18 protein-coding genes are annotated in these 17,350 nt (G+C 67.5%); 10 read left to right on the top strand and 8 right to left on the bottom strand.

From position 1 onward, the window contains the following. Window positions 1-23 precede the first annotated feature (23 nt). The gene (locus A3ES_RS0121745) at window positions 24-731 is read right to left on the bottom strand and encodes a hypothetical protein (RefSeq protein WP_020388958.1); all 708 of its coding nucleotides are present in this window, start codon (window positions 729-731) and stop codon (window positions 24-26) included. 211 nt (window positions 732-942) lie between these two features. On the opposite strand from A3ES_RS0121745, the gene A3ES_RS0121740 reads away from it, so the two are divergent. The 6 genes from A3ES_RS0121740 to A3ES_RS0121710 all read left to right on the top strand — a co-directional run bounded on the left by A3ES_RS0121740 (window position 943) and on the right by A3ES_RS0121710 (window position 6,554). Beyond that, the gene (locus tag A3ES_RS0121740) at window positions 943-1,749 is read left to right on the top strand and encodes a DUF4397 domain-containing protein (RefSeq protein ID WP_085955574.1); all 807 of its coding nucleotides are present in this window, start codon (window positions 943-945) and stop codon (window positions 1,747-1,749) included. Window positions 1,750-1,811: 62 nt separating this feature from the next. After that, on the top strand, window positions 1,812-2,381 hold the full coding sequence (locus tag A3ES_RS0121735) for a class F sortase (RefSeq protein WP_237745018.1): 570 nt from the start codon (window positions 1,812-1,814) through the stop codon (window positions 2,379-2,381). 161 nt (window positions 2,382-2,542) lie between these two features. Then, window positions 2,543-3,928 carry a S41 family peptidase gene (locus A3ES_RS0121730; RefSeq protein ID WP_020388955.1) on the top strand — a complete coding sequence of 462 codons (1,386 nt, stop codon included), beginning with the start codon at window positions 2,543-2,545 and terminating at the stop codon, window positions 3,926-3,928. Between the two features lie 183 nt (window positions 3,929-4,111). Continuing rightward, complete coding sequence (locus tag A3ES_RS0121720) at window positions 4,112-4,732, top strand: L-threonylcarbamoyladenylate synthase (RefSeq protein ID WP_020388954.1); 621 nt, start codon at window positions 4,112-4,114, stop codon at window positions 4,730-4,732. Between the two features lie 193 nt (window positions 4,733-4,925). Further along, a complete protein-coding gene (locus A3ES_RS0121715; protein ID WP_202806555.1) occupies window positions 4,926-5,897 on the top strand; it encodes a penicillin-insensitive murein endopeptidase in 972 nt (323 codons plus the stop codon). A gap of 12 nt (window positions 5,898-5,909) precedes the next feature. Beyond that, window positions 5,910-6,554, top strand: coding sequence for a nitroreductase family protein (locus A3ES_RS0121710; RefSeq protein ID WP_020388952.1), 645 nt, complete (start codon window positions 5,910-5,912; stop codon window positions 6,552-6,554). 1 nt (window position 6,555) lies between these two features. Here A3ES_RS0121710 and A3ES_RS0121705 read toward each other — a convergent pair whose 3' ends face one another. From A3ES_RS0121705 to A3ES_RS47940, 6 genes are all read right to left on the bottom strand, one after another. Then, window positions 6,556-9,714 carry a discoidin domain-containing protein gene (locus tag A3ES_RS0121705; RefSeq protein WP_083933588.1) on the bottom strand — a complete coding sequence of 1,053 codons (3,159 nt, stop codon included), beginning with the start codon at window positions 9,712-9,714 and terminating at the stop codon, window positions 6,556-6,558. 127 nt (window positions 9,715-9,841) lie between these two features. Continuing rightward, window positions 9,842-10,348, bottom strand: a complete 507-nt coding sequence (locus A3ES_RS0121700; RefSeq protein WP_020388950.1) for a DNA polymerase ligase N-terminal domain-containing protein — start codon at window positions 10,346-10,348, stop codon at window positions 9,842-9,844. Between the two features lie 90 nt (window positions 10,349-10,438). Continuing rightward, window positions 10,439-11,266: a SigB/SigF/SigG family RNA polymerase sigma factor gene (locus A3ES_RS0121695; RefSeq protein WP_020388949.1), complete on the bottom strand. Its 828-nt coding sequence runs from the start codon at window positions 11,264-11,266 to the stop codon at window positions 10,439-10,441. A gap of 209 nt (window positions 11,267-11,475) precedes the next feature. Beyond that, window positions 11,476-12,339, bottom strand: a complete 864-nt coding sequence (locus tag A3ES_RS0121690) for a LysR family transcriptional regulator (protein ID WP_020388948.1) — start codon at window positions 12,337-12,339, stop codon at window positions 11,476-11,478. A 148-nt stretch (window positions 12,340-12,487) separates the two neighbouring features. Continuing rightward, window positions 12,488-12,784, bottom strand: coding sequence for a DUF3618 domain-containing protein (locus A3ES_RS0121685; RefSeq protein WP_020388947.1), 297 nt, complete (start codon window positions 12,782-12,784; stop codon window positions 12,488-12,490). Continuing rightward, window positions 12,781-13,017, bottom strand: coding sequence for a phage holin family protein (locus tag A3ES_RS47940; RefSeq protein ID WP_020388946.1), 237 nt, complete (start codon window positions 13,015-13,017; stop codon window positions 12,781-12,783). The genes A3ES_RS0121685 and A3ES_RS47940 overlap by 4 nt, the downstream gene beginning before the upstream one ends. Window positions 13,018-13,060: 43 nt before the next feature. Between A3ES_RS47940 and A3ES_RS0121675 the strand changes: the two genes are divergently transcribed. Together A3ES_RS0121675 and A3ES_RS0121670 are read left to right on the top strand one after the other, a co-directional pair. After that, window positions 13,061-13,480, top strand: a complete 420-nt coding sequence (locus A3ES_RS0121675) for a glyoxalase superfamily protein (RefSeq protein WP_475008818.1) — start codon at window positions 13,061-13,063, stop codon at window positions 13,478-13,480. A gap of 156 nt (window positions 13,481-13,636) precedes the next feature. Further along, the gene (locus A3ES_RS0121670) at window positions 13,637-13,951 is read left to right on the top strand and encodes a hypothetical protein (RefSeq protein ID WP_237745017.1); all 315 of its coding nucleotides are present in this window, start codon (window positions 13,637-13,639) and stop codon (window positions 13,949-13,951) included. A gap of 40 nt (window positions 13,952-13,991) precedes the next feature. Here A3ES_RS0121670 and A3ES_RS0121665 read toward each other — a convergent pair whose 3' ends face one another. Next, window positions 13,992-15,764 carry an AfsR/SARP family transcriptional regulator gene (locus tag A3ES_RS0121665; protein ID WP_020388943.1) on the bottom strand — a complete coding sequence of 591 codons (1,773 nt, stop codon included), beginning with the start codon at window positions 15,762-15,764 and terminating at the stop codon, window positions 13,992-13,994. Window positions 15,765-15,823: 59 nt separating this feature from the next. Here A3ES_RS0121665 and A3ES_RS0121660 point away from each other — a divergent pair, with 59 nt between their 5' ends. Together A3ES_RS0121660 and A3ES_RS0121655 are read left to right on the top strand one after the other, a co-directional pair. Further along, window positions 15,824-16,693, top strand: a complete 870-nt coding sequence (locus A3ES_RS0121660; RefSeq protein ID WP_020388942.1) for an alpha/beta fold hydrolase — start codon at window positions 15,824-15,826, stop codon at window positions 16,691-16,693. A gap of 375 nt (window positions 16,694-17,068) precedes the next feature. Continuing rightward, a complete protein-coding gene (locus tag A3ES_RS0121655; protein WP_020388941.1) occupies window positions 17,069-17,263 on the top strand; it encodes a hypothetical protein in 195 nt (64 codons plus the stop codon). Window positions 17,264-17,350: the final 87 nt, after the last annotated feature.

The following is a 17,350-nucleotide window of genomic DNA, read 5'->3' as shown; positions in this document are numbered from 1 at the left end:
CGCTTCAAAGCGCCGATTCAGGACTACTTCGGCAGATTCAGCTGGAGTACTGCGAGCGCCTGGCCGGCCGGGATGCCCTGCTGGATTCCGAGCCCGGGTGGCTCGCCGACGGCGCAGCGGGGATCCGGCAGTTCCGGGCAGACCGCGTTGAGCAGTCCGCCGCCGGAGATCTGGTAGTTGGTAGGCAAGGTCCCGTCGACCCCGGCTGTGAGCGGGCTGATCACCGCGGCGGCCCGGCCGGCCTCCGACGGCTGGCTGCGCACAGTCGAACCGGTCAGCCGGTAGGTCAGCCGCAATCGGGTCGCGGCGACCGTCAGCGGCACGTCGCGGGTTGCGGGGGATTGAGCGGCTATCGGCACCGGCTGGTCGTCGGCGGTGATCCGCAAGCTCGTCACAGTGGGCTTGGTCGGTCGCATCAGCCCGGGCAGTTGGTCACCCGATCGCGGCAGTTGAAGGCGGATGAGGGCGACCTCGGCGCGCAGTACGACGTCTTCGGTGATGTCGAAACTGCCGTCGCTGCGGGGGATCGCGGCCAGATGGATTCCGGGTGCGGTCCGGCCTGGGCCCTCTGCGGACGGGGACGGCTGGACCGATGCGGTGGCGGTGTCCTGGGGCGGCGGGGCGGGGCTGGGTGCGACCGGAGTACCGGTCTGATCCGAGGTGCAGGCCGCGGTCGCGCTGAGCCCCAAGGTCAGTGCCGCAAGGATCTCGACGGACCTGCGTGCGGCCATGCGCCATCGCCCCCAAAGGACCCGGACAGTTCCTCTGGTGGCCGGATCGACTTCCGCATACGATACGCCGCAATTAGCCTGATCAGGCAATTCCCGAAGCATTTCCGAAGGGTGGGGGAAAATGCGGGAGCGGAGCGTATCCGGGCAATCTCCAACAGTTATCAATACCAAGTCATTCTTATCGAGAATGTCAGGTCCGCAATTTCGGCGGATGATTTCCGGAGTGCTGGCGGTGGTCGTGGCCGGGCTGCTCTGCGGGCTCGTCGCGCAGCCGGCACAGGCGGCCAGCAGCGGCGTACTGCACGTGATCCAGGGGCTGCCCGGGCGGACCGTCGACATCGCCGTGGACGGCAAGACGGTCGCCGGCGGAGTAAAGGCGACCGAGGTCGTCGGCCCGCTCACGGTGGCGGCCGGGTCGCGCAAGATCACCGCGACGGAGGGCGGAAAAGTGGTGATCGAGCGGCAGGTGTCGGTGGGGGCCAACAGCAATCTCGACGTCGTCGTCCACCGTCCGGCGTCGCCGACGGCGGCTGCGGTGATCACCACGTACGCCAACAAGCTGGCCGCTGTACCTCGGGACAAGGCCGCTGTCCGGGTCGCGCACACCGCGGCCGTCGGGCCGGCGGACATCCGGGTGAACGGTCAGGTGCTGTTCTCCAATGTGGCGAACGGTGAATCACTCGACGTGGTGGTTCCGGCCGGTACCTACAAGGTCGACATCGTGCCTACCGGGGCGACCACGCCGGTTGTTCTCGGGCCGCTGAATTTGCCGGTCCGAGCCGGGTATCTGACCCGCGTATTCGCGGTCGGTGAGCCGGCGTCGAAGACGATGAATGTCGCGGTCGCGACGCTGAAGCTGCCCGGGTCCGGCAGTCAGAAGCCCGGTCTGGTCAACACCGGAACCGGCGGGCAGGCGGCAGGCCTGGCCTCCGGATCGCCGGGCGCTGGGCTGCCCTTGGCGGTTCTGCTCCTGGCGGGCGCGCTGGCACTGATGGTCAGGAAGGCGGTTCGTCGCTGAACAGGTTCTTGCTCGGATTGGTCCTGTTCTGCTGCGTGGCCCTGGAGGGGTGCAACGCAGCAGTGAACACGGCAGTCCCGAGCCCTGGCGCGGAAGGTGGCGGTACTCCGGCTGTGGGGCAGCCGGAGCCGTTGCCCTCCGTGCTGCCCGGGCGGGTTGGTACTCCAGCCGCGAGCCAGCGGATCAGATTTGTGCCGACCGAACTCGTGCTGCCCGGTGGCGGCAAAGCAGCGGTGTTGCCGGCCTCGACGGTGGATGGGCAACTGGTCGTGCCAGAACTTGTCCAGCGGGTCGGCTGGTGGGACGGCGGAGCCGAGGCAGGTGATCCGTTCGGCTCGGTGGTGATCGCGGGACACGTCGATTCCGCCAAAGAGGGCATCGGCTTCTTCGTGCGGCTGTTGAAGGTCAAGGCAGGCGAGGTCGTCGTACTGCGCGGCGCCGGCCACAGCGCGGCGTACCGGGTGGACTCCGTGACGTCGGTGCCGAAGGATGCCTTGGCGACCGAGAGCGGGGCGTTCGAGCAGACGGGCGATCACCGGCTGGTGATGATCACCTGCACGGGTGCCTATGACCGGTCTCGTGGTGGGTACCAGAACAACCTGGTGGTCAGCGCGACCCCCCTCCCCACCTGATCATTCGCCCCCTTTTCACCCTCGTCACCCTGCCCACAGGACCGGATAGTTCGCAGGAGGGTGAAAAGGGGGCGAATGATCAGATAGGTGGGGCTAGGTCTACCTCGGGTGGGGTGGTCGCTCCCTGTCTCCGCCCGCCTTGGCCGACAAGAGTTGTCCGCATGGACTTCACTACGTTCCGCCCCGCCCGCCGGATGCTGCTGGCTGTCGGGATCGCCGCCGGACTCGTCGCGGCGCCGCTGTCGGCTCCGCTGGCGGCCAGTGCCGCGACCTCCATCGATGGGGTCTGGCAGCTGGACGGCTACGGCACAATCGTTGCCATTGACAACGGAAAGGCCGAGCTGTTCTCGACCACCTCGATCAGCTGTACGCCGGCCGCGGTGTACACGCGATCCGGCAACCGCTTCACCGCCGAGGAGGAGCAGGCCTTCACCATGCAGGGCCGTCGCGACCGCGCGGTGATGCATGTCGAGGGCAACGTCGGTGACAAACACCTGCGCCGGTTGGCCAAACTTCCCAAGCTCTGTACGGTGCCCGGGGCAACGGGTCCGCTGGCCGTCTTCGACCAGTTCTGGACGACGTACGCCGAGAACTACCCGTTCTTCCAGGCCAAGGGCATCGACTGGAACAAGGTGCGCGACACCTATCGGCCGCGCGTGACGCCTGACATCTCCGAGGACGCGCTGTTCGACCTGCTGAGCGAGATGATCAGACCGCTCGGCGATGCGCACACCGCGATTCGCAGCGAGACCAGAACGTTCGGCGGGGTGCGTCCCGGAACCACCTTCCCGTCCCCGGAGCTCGAGGCGCAACTGCGGCCTTACATCGAGCAGACCACGCTCAAGGGCACCCACCTCACGACGTACGCGAACGACCGGATCGGGTACGCCGATCTGCCCGGGCGGATCGGCTACCTCAGGGTGATCGCCTTCCTCGGGTACGGCGATGTCGCCGACTACAACGCCGAGCGGAAGGTACTGAACGGCACGATCGACCAGATCCTCACCAAGGACCGCACGACCGGGCGGAACAAGCTGCGCGGGCTGATCGTCGACCTGCGGATCAACGGCGGCGGTTCCGACCAGCTGGGGTTGGATCTGGCCTCGCGGCTCACCGGCAAGCCGTTCTTCGCCTACGCCAAGCGGGCTCGCAACGATCCGTCCGACCCGGCCGCGTTCACCGCGCCGCAGCCGCTCTTCGTCCAGCCGTCGGAGCGGACGAAGTACACGGGACCGATCGCGATGCTGACCGGCGGGTCGCAGATGAGCGCCGGCGAGACGTTCACGCAGGCGATGATGAACCGCACCCCGCGGCCGGTCCGGATCGGGCAGAACACCCAGGGCGTCTTCTCCGACGTACTGGTCCGGAGCCTGCCGAACGGCTGGCGGTTCATCGTGCCGAACGAGGAGTTCCGCACCCGCGACTGGAAGTCCTTCGACGGCCCGGGCATCCCGCCGGACCTGCGGACCCCGGTCTTCAGCAAGGACGAGTTCGAGGCGCAGCGCGACACTGCCTTCAGTACCGCGGTGAAGGTGCTGGTCAGGTAGTCCACTGAGAGATCCCCGGATCCGTCCCTGATCTGCGCTCCAAGCCGTTCCCAGCCGCTGGGAACGGCTTGGAGAATCGCTGCCATGATCACCTCGTCCCGCTCCGCCCGATGGCTGCTCACCACTGCCCTCGCGCTGACCACCCTCGCCCTGTCCTTCCTGCGCTAGCGCTAGGGTCAGGGGATGGCGAGGTATTTCGACGTACACCCGGAGAATCCGCAGAAGCGATCGATCGGCCAGGTGGTCGACCTGATCCGCGACGACGGGCTGGTCGCCTACCCGACGGACTCCTGCTTCGCGCTCGGCTGCCAGCTGGGCAACAAGGACGGCCTGGACCGGATCCGGACCATCCGGCAACTCGACGACCGGCATCACTTCACGCTGGTCTGCCAGGACTTCTCCCAGCTCGGGCAGTTCGTGCACATCAGCAACGCGGTGTTCCGCTCGATCAAGGCGGCGACCCCGGGCAGCTACACGTTCATCCTGCCCGCGACCAAAGAGGTCCCGCGGCGGCTGCTGCACGCCAAGAAGAAGACGGTCGGCGTCCGCATCCCCGCCCACGTCGTGACCCAGGCGCTGCTCGAAGAACTCGGTGAGCCGCTGCTGTCCAGCACCCTCCTGCTCCCGGACGAGGAGGAGCCGATGACGCAGGGCTGGGAGATCAAGGAACTGCTCGACCACCAGATCGACGCGGTCATCGACTCCGGCGACTGCGGCACCGAGCCCACCACGGTGATCGACTTCTCCGAAGACATCCCCGAGGTAGTGCGTGTAGGCGCCGGCGACCCAAAGCCTTTCGAGTAGTTCTGTCCCGACCGACAGGACATAGTCGGTTCTTCGGCCGGGCGCCACGCTCACTGGAGCGGCGGCCGCGCCAAAAATGAGCACTATGTCCTGTCGGTCGGGACAGCGTCAGGTCTTGCGGGTGGGTAAATTGTGGCTGAAGGTGGCGGGGAGAGGTTAGTTGTTTACGGCCCCGCCCCGAATGGAGACAACCGTGCCCTCCCTCAAGCGAACAGGTCTTGCGCTGTTTGCCGCTGTGCTGTTGATCGGCGGCATTCCCGGCAGTGCGCAGGCGTACGCGAACGCCTTCTTCCCCACCCAGAGCAGCGGCAACCGCGGCGCCGACGTACTGGCGATCCAGTACTTGCTCCAGCACAACGGTCAGTCCGTCCCGGCTGACGGCGTCTTCGGTGCCGGGACGGTGATGGCCGCCAAGGCGTTCCAGACCGCCAAGGGCCTCGGCTCCGACGGCATCGTCGGGCCGCAGACGTGGGGCGCGCTCGTCCCCACGATCCGCTCCGGCGACAACAACGCGGCCGTGAAGGCGCTGCAGGTTGAGCTGAACGCCAAGCGCCGCCTCAGCCTCCCGGTCGACGGAGTCTTCGGTACTGCGGTCCGCGACGCCGTCGTCGCGTTCCAGTCGCATGCCGGCATCGGCGCGGACGGCATCGTCGGCCCGGTCACCTGGCGCAATCTCGCCTGGCACTACGACTACCCCGACTTCACCGCCAACCTGTGCGACCAGGATCCCGACAGCAACGGCACCGCCGCCAACTGGGCTACCTCGGCCGCTGTCGCCCAGCTTGAAGCGAGCGCGCGAAGCTTCGCCGGCACGAGCCAGGGCAAGGTCCCGTACGGCGACGCCGGGTTCGAGCACGGCGGGGACATCCCCGGTCACGGCAGTCACGAGAACGGTCTGGACATCGACATCTGGCCGATCCGCACCGACAACGGGCAGTGCACCGCCGGCCGGATCACCTGGCAGTCGACGACCTACGACCGCGCCGCGACCCGCCAACTCGTCCAGGCGATCCGTGCGTCCGCTCCCGGCCACGTCAAGTTCATCTGGTTCAACGACCCGACCCTGATCAGCGAGGGCCTGACCGCCCAGTGGCCCGCGCACGACAACCACCTGCACGTCCGGTACTGCGAGAAGGTCCACCCCACCTCGATGTACACCTGCTGACAAACTGAGAAGGTGACGACACTCGACCTCACCCCAGACGAACTGCTCACCACCACCCGTACGGTCCGCAAGCGGCTCGATCTCGAGCGGCCGGTGCCGATGGAGCTGATCCGCGAGTGCATCGAGACCGCGCTCCAGGCTCCGTCCGGCAGCAATCGCCAGACCTGGCACTGGCTGGTCATCACGGATGCGGAGAAGCGGGCGGCGATCGGGGAGTACTACCAGCGCTCGGTCGCGGCGTACCTGGAGTCCTCGGGTGCGGCCGGTCGCTTGTACGCCGACGATCCCGAGCGGGCGCCCGTCCAGCAGCGGGTCGGGTCGAGTGTCGCCTACCTTGGTGAGCGGATGGGTCAGGTGCCGGTGCTCGTCATCCCTTGCCTGCAAGCGAAATCGTTGGGCGCAGGCAACCAGGCTGGCCTGTGGGGTTCGATCCTCCCGGCTGCGTGGAGCTACTGCCTGGCAGCACGCGCTCGCGGCCTCGGTACTGCGTGGACCACGCTGCACCTGACGTACGAGCAGGAGATCTCGGAGTTGCTCGGACTGCCGGAGGAAATCCGGCAGTCCGTGCTCCTCCCGACCGCGTACTACACCGGCGACACCTTCAAGCCGGCCCCGCGCCAGCCCTTCGACGAGATCCTGCACGTCGACGGCTGGTGAGTCAGCGGACCTCCAGCTCCGACAACTGCATCCGGTAGCCGCCTTCGCCGTCCGGCCGGAGCTCAGTCCCACGCACCTGCACGTACCGCGCGGTCGTCGCAGGGAACGTGAATGCCTGTACTCCGGCCCCGGGCTGCGGCAGGTCGTTCACCGTGGCCACCGGGGTCCAGGTCGTGCCGTCGAGCGACGTCTCGACGGTGAAGTCGATCGGGAACCCATTGCCGGTACTCCCGCCGTCGGAGCGCGCGGACAGGTCTACCCGGCTGACCAGACTCGGCCCACCGAGATCCACCCTCGCGTACTGCGGGTTGCCGGCCGGCACGGAAGCGCTGGTCCAGCCCATCGAGTTCCACAACCGCGACTGGCGTGAGCCGTCGGTGAGGTTGGACCGCAACCACCCCTCGGCCGCGAACTCCGACGACGACGAAGCGGTGACCGGCCGCCCGGCCGCAAGGTTGCCGCCGGCAACCTCAACCTCCGCGAACTGCAGCCGGTAGGAACCGAAGTTGTCCTGACTGAGCTTGCTGCCGACAACCTTCACGTAGCGAACGTTCTGAGTAGCAAACGGGAAGGTCTGCGCCACGGCCGCTGGCTTCGCATAGTTCTGCCTACTCGCCACAGTCGACCAAGTAGAGCCGTCGGCCGACACCTGCACCGTGAAGTCGATCGGGAACCCCGATCCAGCGTTTGCACCGTCACTGCGCGGATAGAGATCCACCCTGCTGACCGGCCGAGCCGAGCCGAGATCGACCTGGAGCGACTGCGCAGCGGTAGCACTCGCGGCCGCAGCACTCGTCCAGCCCATCGACCCAACCACCGATGTACGCCGACCGTCGACGGCCGCCCGAGGATTCCACCCGTCGCCGTCGTACGTCGAGCTGACGGTGAGCGGCCGGGCCTCTGCCGGGTTGGTCTCCGGGTTGATCCTGGCGTTGTCGAACTGGACGCTGACGCCACCACTGGCCAGTCCGATGCCGCCCGCGCTGAACGCGTTGTCGGTGACCGTCAGCACGGGTGCTTGCCCAGAGCCCGCATAGACGGTGATCGTGTTGCCTCGCGCAACCACTCGCAACCGGTTGAACTGGCCGGGCGCGTAGCCGGTCGCGATCGCGCGACCGAGGTTGGTCCCGCTGCGATAGACGAACACCTCACCGTTGTTGCGCTGGGCCACCAAGTAGCCGCTCTCGAAGTCGGTGCCGTTGAGGTTGCGCACCACCAGCCCGGCCCAGTTGTTGTTGCCGTCGTTGGCGTTGACGCCGGTGATCCGCAGGTCGACGCTCGCCACCACATCGGCGTACGCGCGGGCCTCGAGGCTGTTGACGAAGTCCCAGCGGGAGGTGTCGGTCTGGCTCAGGACTCCGCCGGAGGCCGACCAGGTGCCCTTGCTTGCCTGCCACGAGTGCGCGCCGGAGGCGAAGTCGTCGGAGTACGGGTAGGTCTGGTCGGGTCCGCCGGTGGCGAGTGCGTCGAGGACCTGGCGATGGACGTGGTCGACCGCCGTACCGGAGTGGTCGAAGGTGTAGGAGTTGGTGATCAACGAGTTGGCCAGCGCCTTCGCGAGCACGGGCTTGGTCTCGGCCAGCTTGGCGAAGAGCTCGTAGTCCTCAGCGCCATCCAGCTGGGCCTCGCTGCGCACGCTGTCGTACAGGTCGTAGGCCGCGCGGTTGGGCCGGACGAGGAAGTTGTCGCCGTTGTGCGGGCCGTCGAAGGTGTCGAACTGGACGTAGGGGCCGCCGACGTTCTGGAACCAGTAGTTCCAGCCCCAGTGCAGATAGCCGACCGAGTTGGTCTTCCACGCGAGCAGCGGAGTCAGCCTGGTCTTGTTCAGATGTGAACCGATGAAGCGGTTGAGGTACGGGCCGCGCGGGCCGATGCAGTTGTAGAGCCAGAGCTCGTTGCCACCGAGCCGCTTGGACTGGAAGTGGCCGACGTTGTTCTCGTAGAGATCGAGGATCGGGGTGTTGGACGTGACGGTGGCCGCCGGGTTGAGGATGGCGAGTTCGGCCTCGTTCAGCTTCGGGTTCGGGAAGTACTGCCGGTACTTCGCGTAGAGCCAGTTGGCCGCGGTGATCTCCTCCGTGCGGGTGGATTCGTCGTTGGCGCTCAGGTAGAACTTGTCGGTCCAGCCCTTGGCATCGAGGTGCTGCTTGAGGGCGGGAAACACCTTGTCCAGATAGGCGTTCGCTTCGGCGGTGTTGGTGAGCACCGGGGCCATCTGAGGCTTGCCGTCGGCCCCGCGCTTGAGCATCTCCAGCCGGGGCGTGGTGCCGCCGATCAGCAGATGTGGGGTGTGGATCCACTGCAGCGCGCCGGCGTCGGCGTACGTCTGGATGAACCGGTCGAAGGTGGCCCAGCCGAACGTGTAGTTGCCAGCGGCATCGATCGTGGTGTCCGGGATGAGCAGCGCCTGGAAGTCTGCGAACACCACGTTGTTGCGATGTTTCGCGTGGTTGCGGGCCATCGCCCCGATCACCTTCCACCAGTTCGCGTCGTACATCTGGACGCCGTACTGGATCGGGATCGACTTGATCGTGCCGTCGTAGTCCCAGCCCGCCGAGGTGGTCCAGTTGTTCAGCTTGAACGTCGACTGGTTGGTGGCGGGCAGCGTCGTCGCATAGACGGTCAGCCGGACCGGTACTGCGACGTTGCCCGCGCTGCTCTGGACGGTGGCGGTGCCGGTGTAGACGCCAGGCGCCTGGCCGGCAGGCACACGCACGCTGTAGTGGTACGGCTGGGTGACGTTGGCCGCGAGGGATCGCGGAGTGTTCTCGACAAGCGCGTCGTAGTACGCCGTACCGCCGCCTGGTGCGGGCTCGACTTCGGCGTCGCCCAGGAGGACCACATTCGGGTGCAGGTACTCGCGGCGGACGGTGATCTCGCTGGCAGGGATGGTCGCGCCGCCTGGTCCGGTGAGGGTGCTGGGGGCGATGGAGACGCCGGTCAGCGCGGCAGTCGGGCGGACTGCGATCTGAGCGGCTTCGGTCTCGTTGCGGGCGGCGTACAGGTCGATCGCCGTCGGCGCACCGGCGGGTTTCGGCGTACCGGCGAACAGGCGGTCGGCGGCGCTGTGGGTCCAGACAGGCGGGGGTGCCGCGTGAGCGGGTGAGGGAATGAGCGCGGCTAGCAGTACCCCGGACATGAGAGCGGCAAGAGTGCGCATTTGTGTCCTCCGGGCGGCGAAAGGATCAGAAGTGTGCACGATTGTGTTGCTGCGTTTGTGAGCGGTCAAGGTCGCGACCCGTCACCCAGGCGTCCGGAACCGGCCAATCACCGCCCAGTCGTGCGCGCTAGCCGGCGGTAGCGGCCATCTCCTCGATGGTGAGACCGCTGAGGATCGAGCGCGGCTCGGCGATGGTCAGATCGAGCAACGGATCGGCGGACTCGTCACGCACCTTGACCAGCAGCCAGTCACCGTCGCGACCGGTCCGGGTGAAGGCCCACGAGCCGGTCAACTTCACGCCCTGCAAGCCGAAGCGGAAGTGCCCACGCTCGATCGCGTCCGCCGGATCGACGGGCCGGCGCTGCCTGTCCTTGGTCTGGTTCTGGTAGACCCCTGCGTCCCAGACGATCACGGCACCACTGCCGTACCGGCTGCCGACGTGCACACCTTCGTACGTCGCGTACTCCAGGTCGTGATCGTCGGTCGGCACGGCGAGCCGCTTCACCACCGGATCGAGCGAAGGCCCGCGCGGCACCGCCCACGACTTCAGCACGCCACCGACCTCGAGCCGTACGTCGTAGTGCAGGCGGCGCGCATCATGCAGCTGGACCACGAAAATCGGTGCCCCAGGCATCTAACCCCTCCGCAAGTGATCCGCCGCGGAGGCAATTCTACGGCGGACCACTGCGGTGAGGGCGCTACCGGGCCTGACGGGAGGGTGGTGTCAGGCCGCGGCAGCGGTGGGGGGCTCGATCCGGTCGCGCAGCCGGTCCAGAATGCCGCGCAACAGCCGGGAGACCTGCATCTGGCTGACGCCGATCTCGGCGCCGATGTCGGCCTGGGTGTGACCCTCGACGAAGCGCAGTTCGAGGATCTTGCGTTCCCGCGGGGCGAGTTCGCTCAGCACCGGTTCGAGGATGGCGACCGCCTCGGTCCGCTCGAACGCGCTGTCCTCCTCGTCCGCGATGGTGTCGGCCAGACTCGCCGTCGAGTCACCGTCGATCGGGCGATCCAGCGACAGGACGGAGAAACACCCGTCCGCGGCCAGCGCGGCCTCGACCTCGGCGACGGTGGTGCCGAGCTCGTCGGCGAGTTCTTCCAGGGTGGGATCGCGCTGCAGCTCCTGCACCAGCCGCGGCCGCACGGAGGCGATCGAGCCCTGCAGTTCCTGCAGTCTGCGCGGGATCCGGACGGTCCAGGAGCAGTCGCGGAAGTAGCGCTTCACCTCTCCGCGGATGGTCGGAACGGCATAAGCGAGAAACGGTGTCTCGGTGTCCGGGCGATAGCTGCGGGCGGCCTTGACCAGTCCCAGGTAGGCGACCTGGTCGAGATCGTCGGGTTCGACGCCGCGGCCGCGGAACCGGCCGGCGATGCTGTGGGCGATGCCGAGATTCAGCTCGATCGCTTCGTCCAGCAGCTTCTGTCGCTCTGCTTCGTCGGTGGATCGGGCCCGCCGGTCGAGAAGGGACCGGGTGGTGAGATCTCGATGCTGCTTCGGATCCCGGCGCTGCTTGCGTTCAGCCTGCTTCGGCTCGGTGAGTACGGCAACCATGATTCTTGACCTCGCGACGGTGAGTCACGGCGCGGCACATGTCTGGACCGCGGTCAAATATCTGTGTCTCATTCCTACCCCATGGATCGCGAAGTTATACATCCGAGGACCGAATTACACGAACCCGCAGGGTCGAGACACGACGGAAACACCAACCCCGCTTGACGAACAGCCACCACCCGATCCCGTTCGGTAATCGAACCAGTGCACTAGTCCAGCGTGCGCAGAACCGCGAGCGCGGCGGCCGGAGTACGGGGTGAGTCGCGCCAGCGCAGCGACCACCCGTACGGCGGAACGCCGGCGGCGAGTGGCCGGACGACCACACCTTCCGGATAGGGCGTCGAGAGCAGGCCGAGAGCGACGCACTCACCCGCACGGACCAGTTCTGCCGCGGAGGTGGACGTCGCGGGATGCCGGCGCGGCGCGAATCCCGCAGTACGGCAGCAGGCGAGCACGAACTCGTTCCACTCCGGCGCGAGGTCGTCCGGCGGCAGGTAGTGCAGCTCGTCGGTCAACTCCCGTACCGCGACCGCGTCCGCCGTCGCGAGTGGGTGGTTCTCGGAAAGCGCTACCCCTAAAGCCTCGCGGCGGATGATCCGCTGCATCACGCCGTCGGGGCAGCGCGCGGTGGAGCCGCAGAGCGCAAGGTCGAGTTCACCGGTCAGCAGGCGCTGCTGTTGTTCGCGAGTACCGCGGCTGGTGATCTCCAGGCGAAACGAGGGCAGCCGGTCGCGCAGCCGGTTCAGCACGGCGCGAGGGGTGGCGAGGTTGGTGTGCAGCACGTCGATTCGCAGTACCTGATCGCGCTGGGCGGCCGCGGTGGCGTCGATGACTCCGGACTTGATCGCGTCGAGTGCGCCGCGGGCGTGCGGAAGGAAGGCATCACCCGCGGCGGTCAGGGTCACGCCTCGCGGCGACCGGTCGAAGAGCTGGGCGCCGAGCTGTGCTTCGAGCCGGCGGATCTGGTTGCTCAGCGCCGGCTGGGAAACGTAGAGCCGGCGCGCGGCTGCGGTGAAATGCAGTTCCTCCGCCATCACCAGGAAGTACCGCACCAGCCGTAGATCGACGTCCATACCTCTCGGGACCTTCCCCAGCCTCGACCGTTAGAAGCTTGCGACGCTAGTGGCCGGTACCGTCACCCGTCGAGAGCTCGGCGCGAAGTAGGAGAATCCCTTACGTAGCAAGAAGAATCGGCTTGTCGGCCGTTTACCCGACAGGCGCCTACTTACCGCGCCGCACACGCCAGGCAGCGGCGCCCACACCGAGGGCCATGGCGCCACCCACGGCTGCTGCGGCCTTGGGGTGCTCACGAGCCGTCGCAGGCATCTGCTTGGCCCGCGCACCCGCAGTACCTGCTACCTGTACTGCGCGGTGGCCGGCGCTGCTCGCCGACTCCTTGACGCGGAGCGGGACGTTCAGCTGGCGACTCAGTTCCTGGACGGTTTGGGCCAGGTGGCGACGGGTGAGCTCGAGGTCGGCCTCGAGTTCTTCGGTTTCGCTCGTCTTCGTGGTGGTCATGCGGTGACCTTCCTTTCCGGCTGATGGCCCTTGAGGGCCTCGAGGTCCTCGTGCACGCCTTCGAACAGGCCGATGCCGATTCCGGCCTCCTTGCCCTTGTCCTTGAGCTCGGCCTTGGCCAGCCGCATCTCGTCGCGAACCAGCCGGCTCACGTCATCGCTGAGCTGTGCCACCAAGGCGCCGACATGCTGCTCCTGACGGTTCTCATGGATGGTTCCCGGATTCGTGGTCATAGCGGGCCGGTACCCAGGCAGTGTCACGTCAAGCAGTACTGGTCTGCGCGCGCGATATGTTGCGGACTCGGACACGATTGGGAGGGCAACGATGGACTGGAAGCTGGAGCTGGTCTCGGTACCGGTGACGGACGTGGACCGGGCCAAGGAGTTCTACACCGAGAAGGTCGGCTTCAACGCCGATCACGATCACAAGGTCACCGACGAACTGCGCTTCGTCCAGCTGACGCCGCCCGGCTCGGCCTGCTCGATCGCCATCGGCACCGGGATGGACCAGGCCGAGCCAGGCTCCGTCCAAGGCCTGCAGATCGTGGTCGCGGACGTCGCCGCCGCCCGGGACGAGCTGGTCGGCCGCGGGGTCGAGGTCAGCGAGGTGCAGGAGTTCGCCTGGGGCACCTTCGTCTTCTTCGCGGACCCCGACGGCAACGGCTGGGCACTCCAGCAGTTGCCCGACTACAGCTGACCTGCGGGCGGGGCCGGGACCGGGCGGCCGACTTAGGGACGGACAGTTCGGAAAAGTCCTTACCTGGTTGACGATTGAACGCCGGGTTTCCGGCCAGCGGACAGTTCGAGATAGGGCTGGGTCAGGGGTGGTCACCGGTTGTAAGGTGGCCTTTGGTTGAGCAGCCAGCCGGCGTTGGATGCGCCGACGACTGCGGTCCCTTCCGAGGACGCGACTATGAACGATCTGCACCACCCCACCGTGCCCGCTGTACGACGCCGTAAATCCGTCACCGCCCCTGTCCAGAAGTCTGGTGCCATGCCCGTTGTCACCCCCGCGCGACCCAAGAACGCGAGGCCGGAACCAGTCCAGGTCCATCTCGGCGGGCGCTGGATCGCCGGTCAGGCCCTGGCCCGGCGCGGCGGCGAGGTGCTGGTCAGCCACCACGGCCACTTGGTCTGGGTCGACCAGCAGTCCGTCCGCACGCCGTAACCACACCACGGTAGTTTCCGTGGTCTCCGCCAGACCGTAATCACGCCTGCGCGCTTTTAAGCTCTTCGAGGTACAGCCTGACGGGGCCGAAGTTGACCACGCCGCTGCCCGCGGCCAGCTCGTCTGCTGCGGGGGTCAGGGCCTCTAGGGCTCGCTTCATCGTCGCCTGGTCGTCTTGCTCGATGGCTGTTTTGGCGATCTGGCACCAGTGGGCTTCGAGTAGGAGATCTCCGCGGGGTTCTGCCGGCGGGGTCGCGGGCAGGAGGTCGAGCGACTGCAGCGCGAGCGGCAGCAGGCCTTCCGCCAGGCCGGGCATGCCGGCACCGTCCAGCAGGGTTGCGGCTTCCCGGTACGCCGCTTCGTCGGCGGCTCGCATGGCGCGGTACCAGGTGGTGAACACTGCGACCAGCGGCAGCTCGAACCGTTGCGCCAGCTCGTCAGCGGCCAGTGCGTGCTCGTCGGCGCTCTCGAAGTCTCCGAGTGCGCTACGAGCCTGGAGCCGGATGAGGCGGCCCAGGACTTCGATGGCTGGATCATTGCGGGCGAGGGTGATCAGCTCTGCGCCGATCTGGTCGCGTTCGGGGGCTAGGCCGGCTCGGTAGAAGCTCTGCATGAACAGGCCGTTCAGGGCGAAGGCCAGCAAGGCCGGGTCCTCTAGCCGCCTGGCGATCTCCACTGCCTCCTGTGCAGCCGCTAGGCCCCGGACGCCGTTGTGGCCGCGCGATTCGATCGCCACTGTGGCTAGTAGGCGCGCCCGCGCCGCCTCCTGGGTTGTGGCCGCCAGCGTGCGCTCTGCGGCCGCGACGATGGCGTCGGCTTGCTGCTGATCGTCCGACCGCGTCCAGATCGCCGGTACGTCGTACAGGCCGATCACCCGGGCAGTCAGCTCCGGATCGCCCAGCTCCTCGGCCGCGACGATGGCGGCGAGCCTGTGTTCACGGGCTGCCTCCAGACCGCTGCCGCCGGTCAGTGCGAGGTTGCGGAGTAGCCCGACGGTCGACTCCAGCCTTGCGCGTGCAGTGGAGGGCACTGCTCGGTCATAGGCGGCAGTGGCTTGGGCCCAGACGCGTCCTGCTGCCTGGGGATCCAGGTGGTCAGCCTGGTTGAGGATGTCGGTCTCCAGCCGCTGCAGCGCGGGACTCGGGTCGACACCGAGTTGCTCGACGAGGAGGGTGCGCGCGTTACGCAGTACGGCGAGTGCGTCGCCTTGGCGGCCTGAGCGATACAGCGCGAGCGCCAGCAGCCGCCACGCCTCCTCACGCCACGGGTGCTCGGTCACGTGCGCATCCAGAGCCGGTACTGCGTCCGCTGCGAGCCCCAACGCGAGCCGGGCCTCGGCCTGCCGCTCGATGGCCGTCAACCGCAGCTCGGACAACCGGGATCGCTCGCCGTGGGCCCAGGGCGCGTCGGCGAACTCGGCGTACGCGGGGCCTCTCCACAAGCTCAGCGCCTCGTCGAGCTCATTGAGAGTGCTGTTCTTTTCCAGGGCCTGCTCGAAGCGCCAGGCGTCGACGTTGGTCGCCCGCAAGGCGTAGCCCGGACCTACGGTGACGAGCAGTTCGGCAGGAGTGCGTGCTGGTCGATCGGGCTCGAGCGCCCGGCGTAGAGCGGCCACGAAGGTGCGGACCGCGCTGGTCGCGCCGTCGGGCGGGACCGTCCAGAGGTCCGCGACGAGCGAGTCGACCGGGACCACGCGGCCGCGGGCGACGATCAGGCGAGCCAGCACCGCGCGGTGCCGCGGCCCCTTCAGCGCTAGCACCACGCCGTCCCGCCAGGCCGTCACCGGTCCGAGCACCCCGAAAGCCACCTGCACCCGCTCACCGTATAGCGCTGCTCATCGGATGCTCATCGGCGCGCGGCAGGCTGGCGAGCATGAAGATCCCCGATTTCGACTACCAGCGGATCCAGGTCGCCGATGGTGTCTCCTTGAACGCCGCGGTCGGTGGCACCGGCACCCCGATCGTGCTGCTGCACGGCTTCCCGCAGACCCACTTGATCTGGCGGCACGTCGCTGCCGACCTCGCCGTCGACCACACGGTGATCTGCCCTGACCTGCGCGGATACGGCGCCAGCGACAAGCCGGCCGAGACCGACGGTACGACGTACTCGAAACGCACGATGGCCGCCGACATCGTCGCCCTGGCCGCGGCGCTTGGGCACGAACGCTTCGCCCTGGTCGGCCACGACCGGGGTGCTCTTGTCGCGTTCCGGGCCGGGCTCGATCACCCCGACAAGATCACTGCGCTGGTCTGTCTCGATGTCCTGCCGACGTTGGACATGTGGGACGCGATGCACGGCGTCAACGCGGCCGTCGCCTTCCACCTGTACCTGATGGCCCAGCCACCCGGCCTGCCCGAGGAACTGATCGCCGCCGCTCCCGACGCCTTCTTCAGCTACTTCCTGGACCTGTGGATCAAGGACCCAACCGCGATCCCCGCCGACATCCGCGCCGCCTACCTGAAGGCATCCCGCGAGGCGATCCCCTCAATCGTCGCCGACTACCGCGCCAGCGCCGGCATCGACCTCGACCACGACCGCGAAGACCTTGCCGCCGGCAACAAGCTCCGCATGCCCGTCGCGGTAGTCCAGCAAGACTGGGGCACAGCCCTAGGCTTCGACGCCGCCGCCCTCTGGTCAGCCTGGTCCCCCAACCTCCACCACTCCACCACCACCGCCGGCCACTTCATGGCCGAAGAGTCCCCGGCCGAAATCGCCAAGACCATCAGGGCAATCACGGACTAGCCTCCAACGAGTAGACAACGAGGCTGCCAAGGACTTGGTGCGACGTACGACGCTCTGTCGGTTCGCTACGACGAGGCTTTCGCCAGCGAAACACCGCCGGCCACACCCTCCTCTGGACCACCCGAGCCTGACCCGCCGCGGTCAATCGATGTGCTCCGCCCCTCCGAAGTACCGGTTGGCCCAGGCACCGACGACGCGGGGCGAGCGCGGGTGACGGCTGGCTGCGGACCGCCACCACTACCGAACCCGGGCTCAGGGCCTCGACACGCCGGGGGAAGCGTTTGCTCGTGAGGTTTGACAGTGGTGGCAGTCCGGCCCCCTCCGTCATTTCGGCGGTGAACCGCTCAAATGCTGGGTTGTCACCCGGAATCCGGGGTGACAACCCGCAAGGTCGGCGCGTGTACCCAGTTGACGGCCAACGACCTGATGGCGCGACGGGCTCCGGTGTACGCCTTCGAGTTCGCCGAGCCGCGGAAGGGTGAGCCGGGTGAGTTCCCGTACGGCGCTCATCACGGGGTGGACATTCAGTGGGAAGCGTTTGCAGGCGTACAGTCCCGACCTGTTGAGTAATCAACAAGATGCCCCGGTGGTGCTGTCAGGGCCCACCGGGGCCTCCTTGTGCCGCCGCTGGTCGATGGGGTTGGAGATGGTGTCGGG

It is taken from the genome of Kribbella catacumbae DSM 19601 (assembly GCF_000372465.1).
Lineage (GTDB): Bacteria > Actinomycetota > Actinomycetes > Propionibacteriales > Kribbellaceae > Kribbella > Kribbella catacumbae.
Note: the sequence above shows the minus strand (reverse complement) of the source record. Positions and strands in the feature narration are given on the sequence as shown.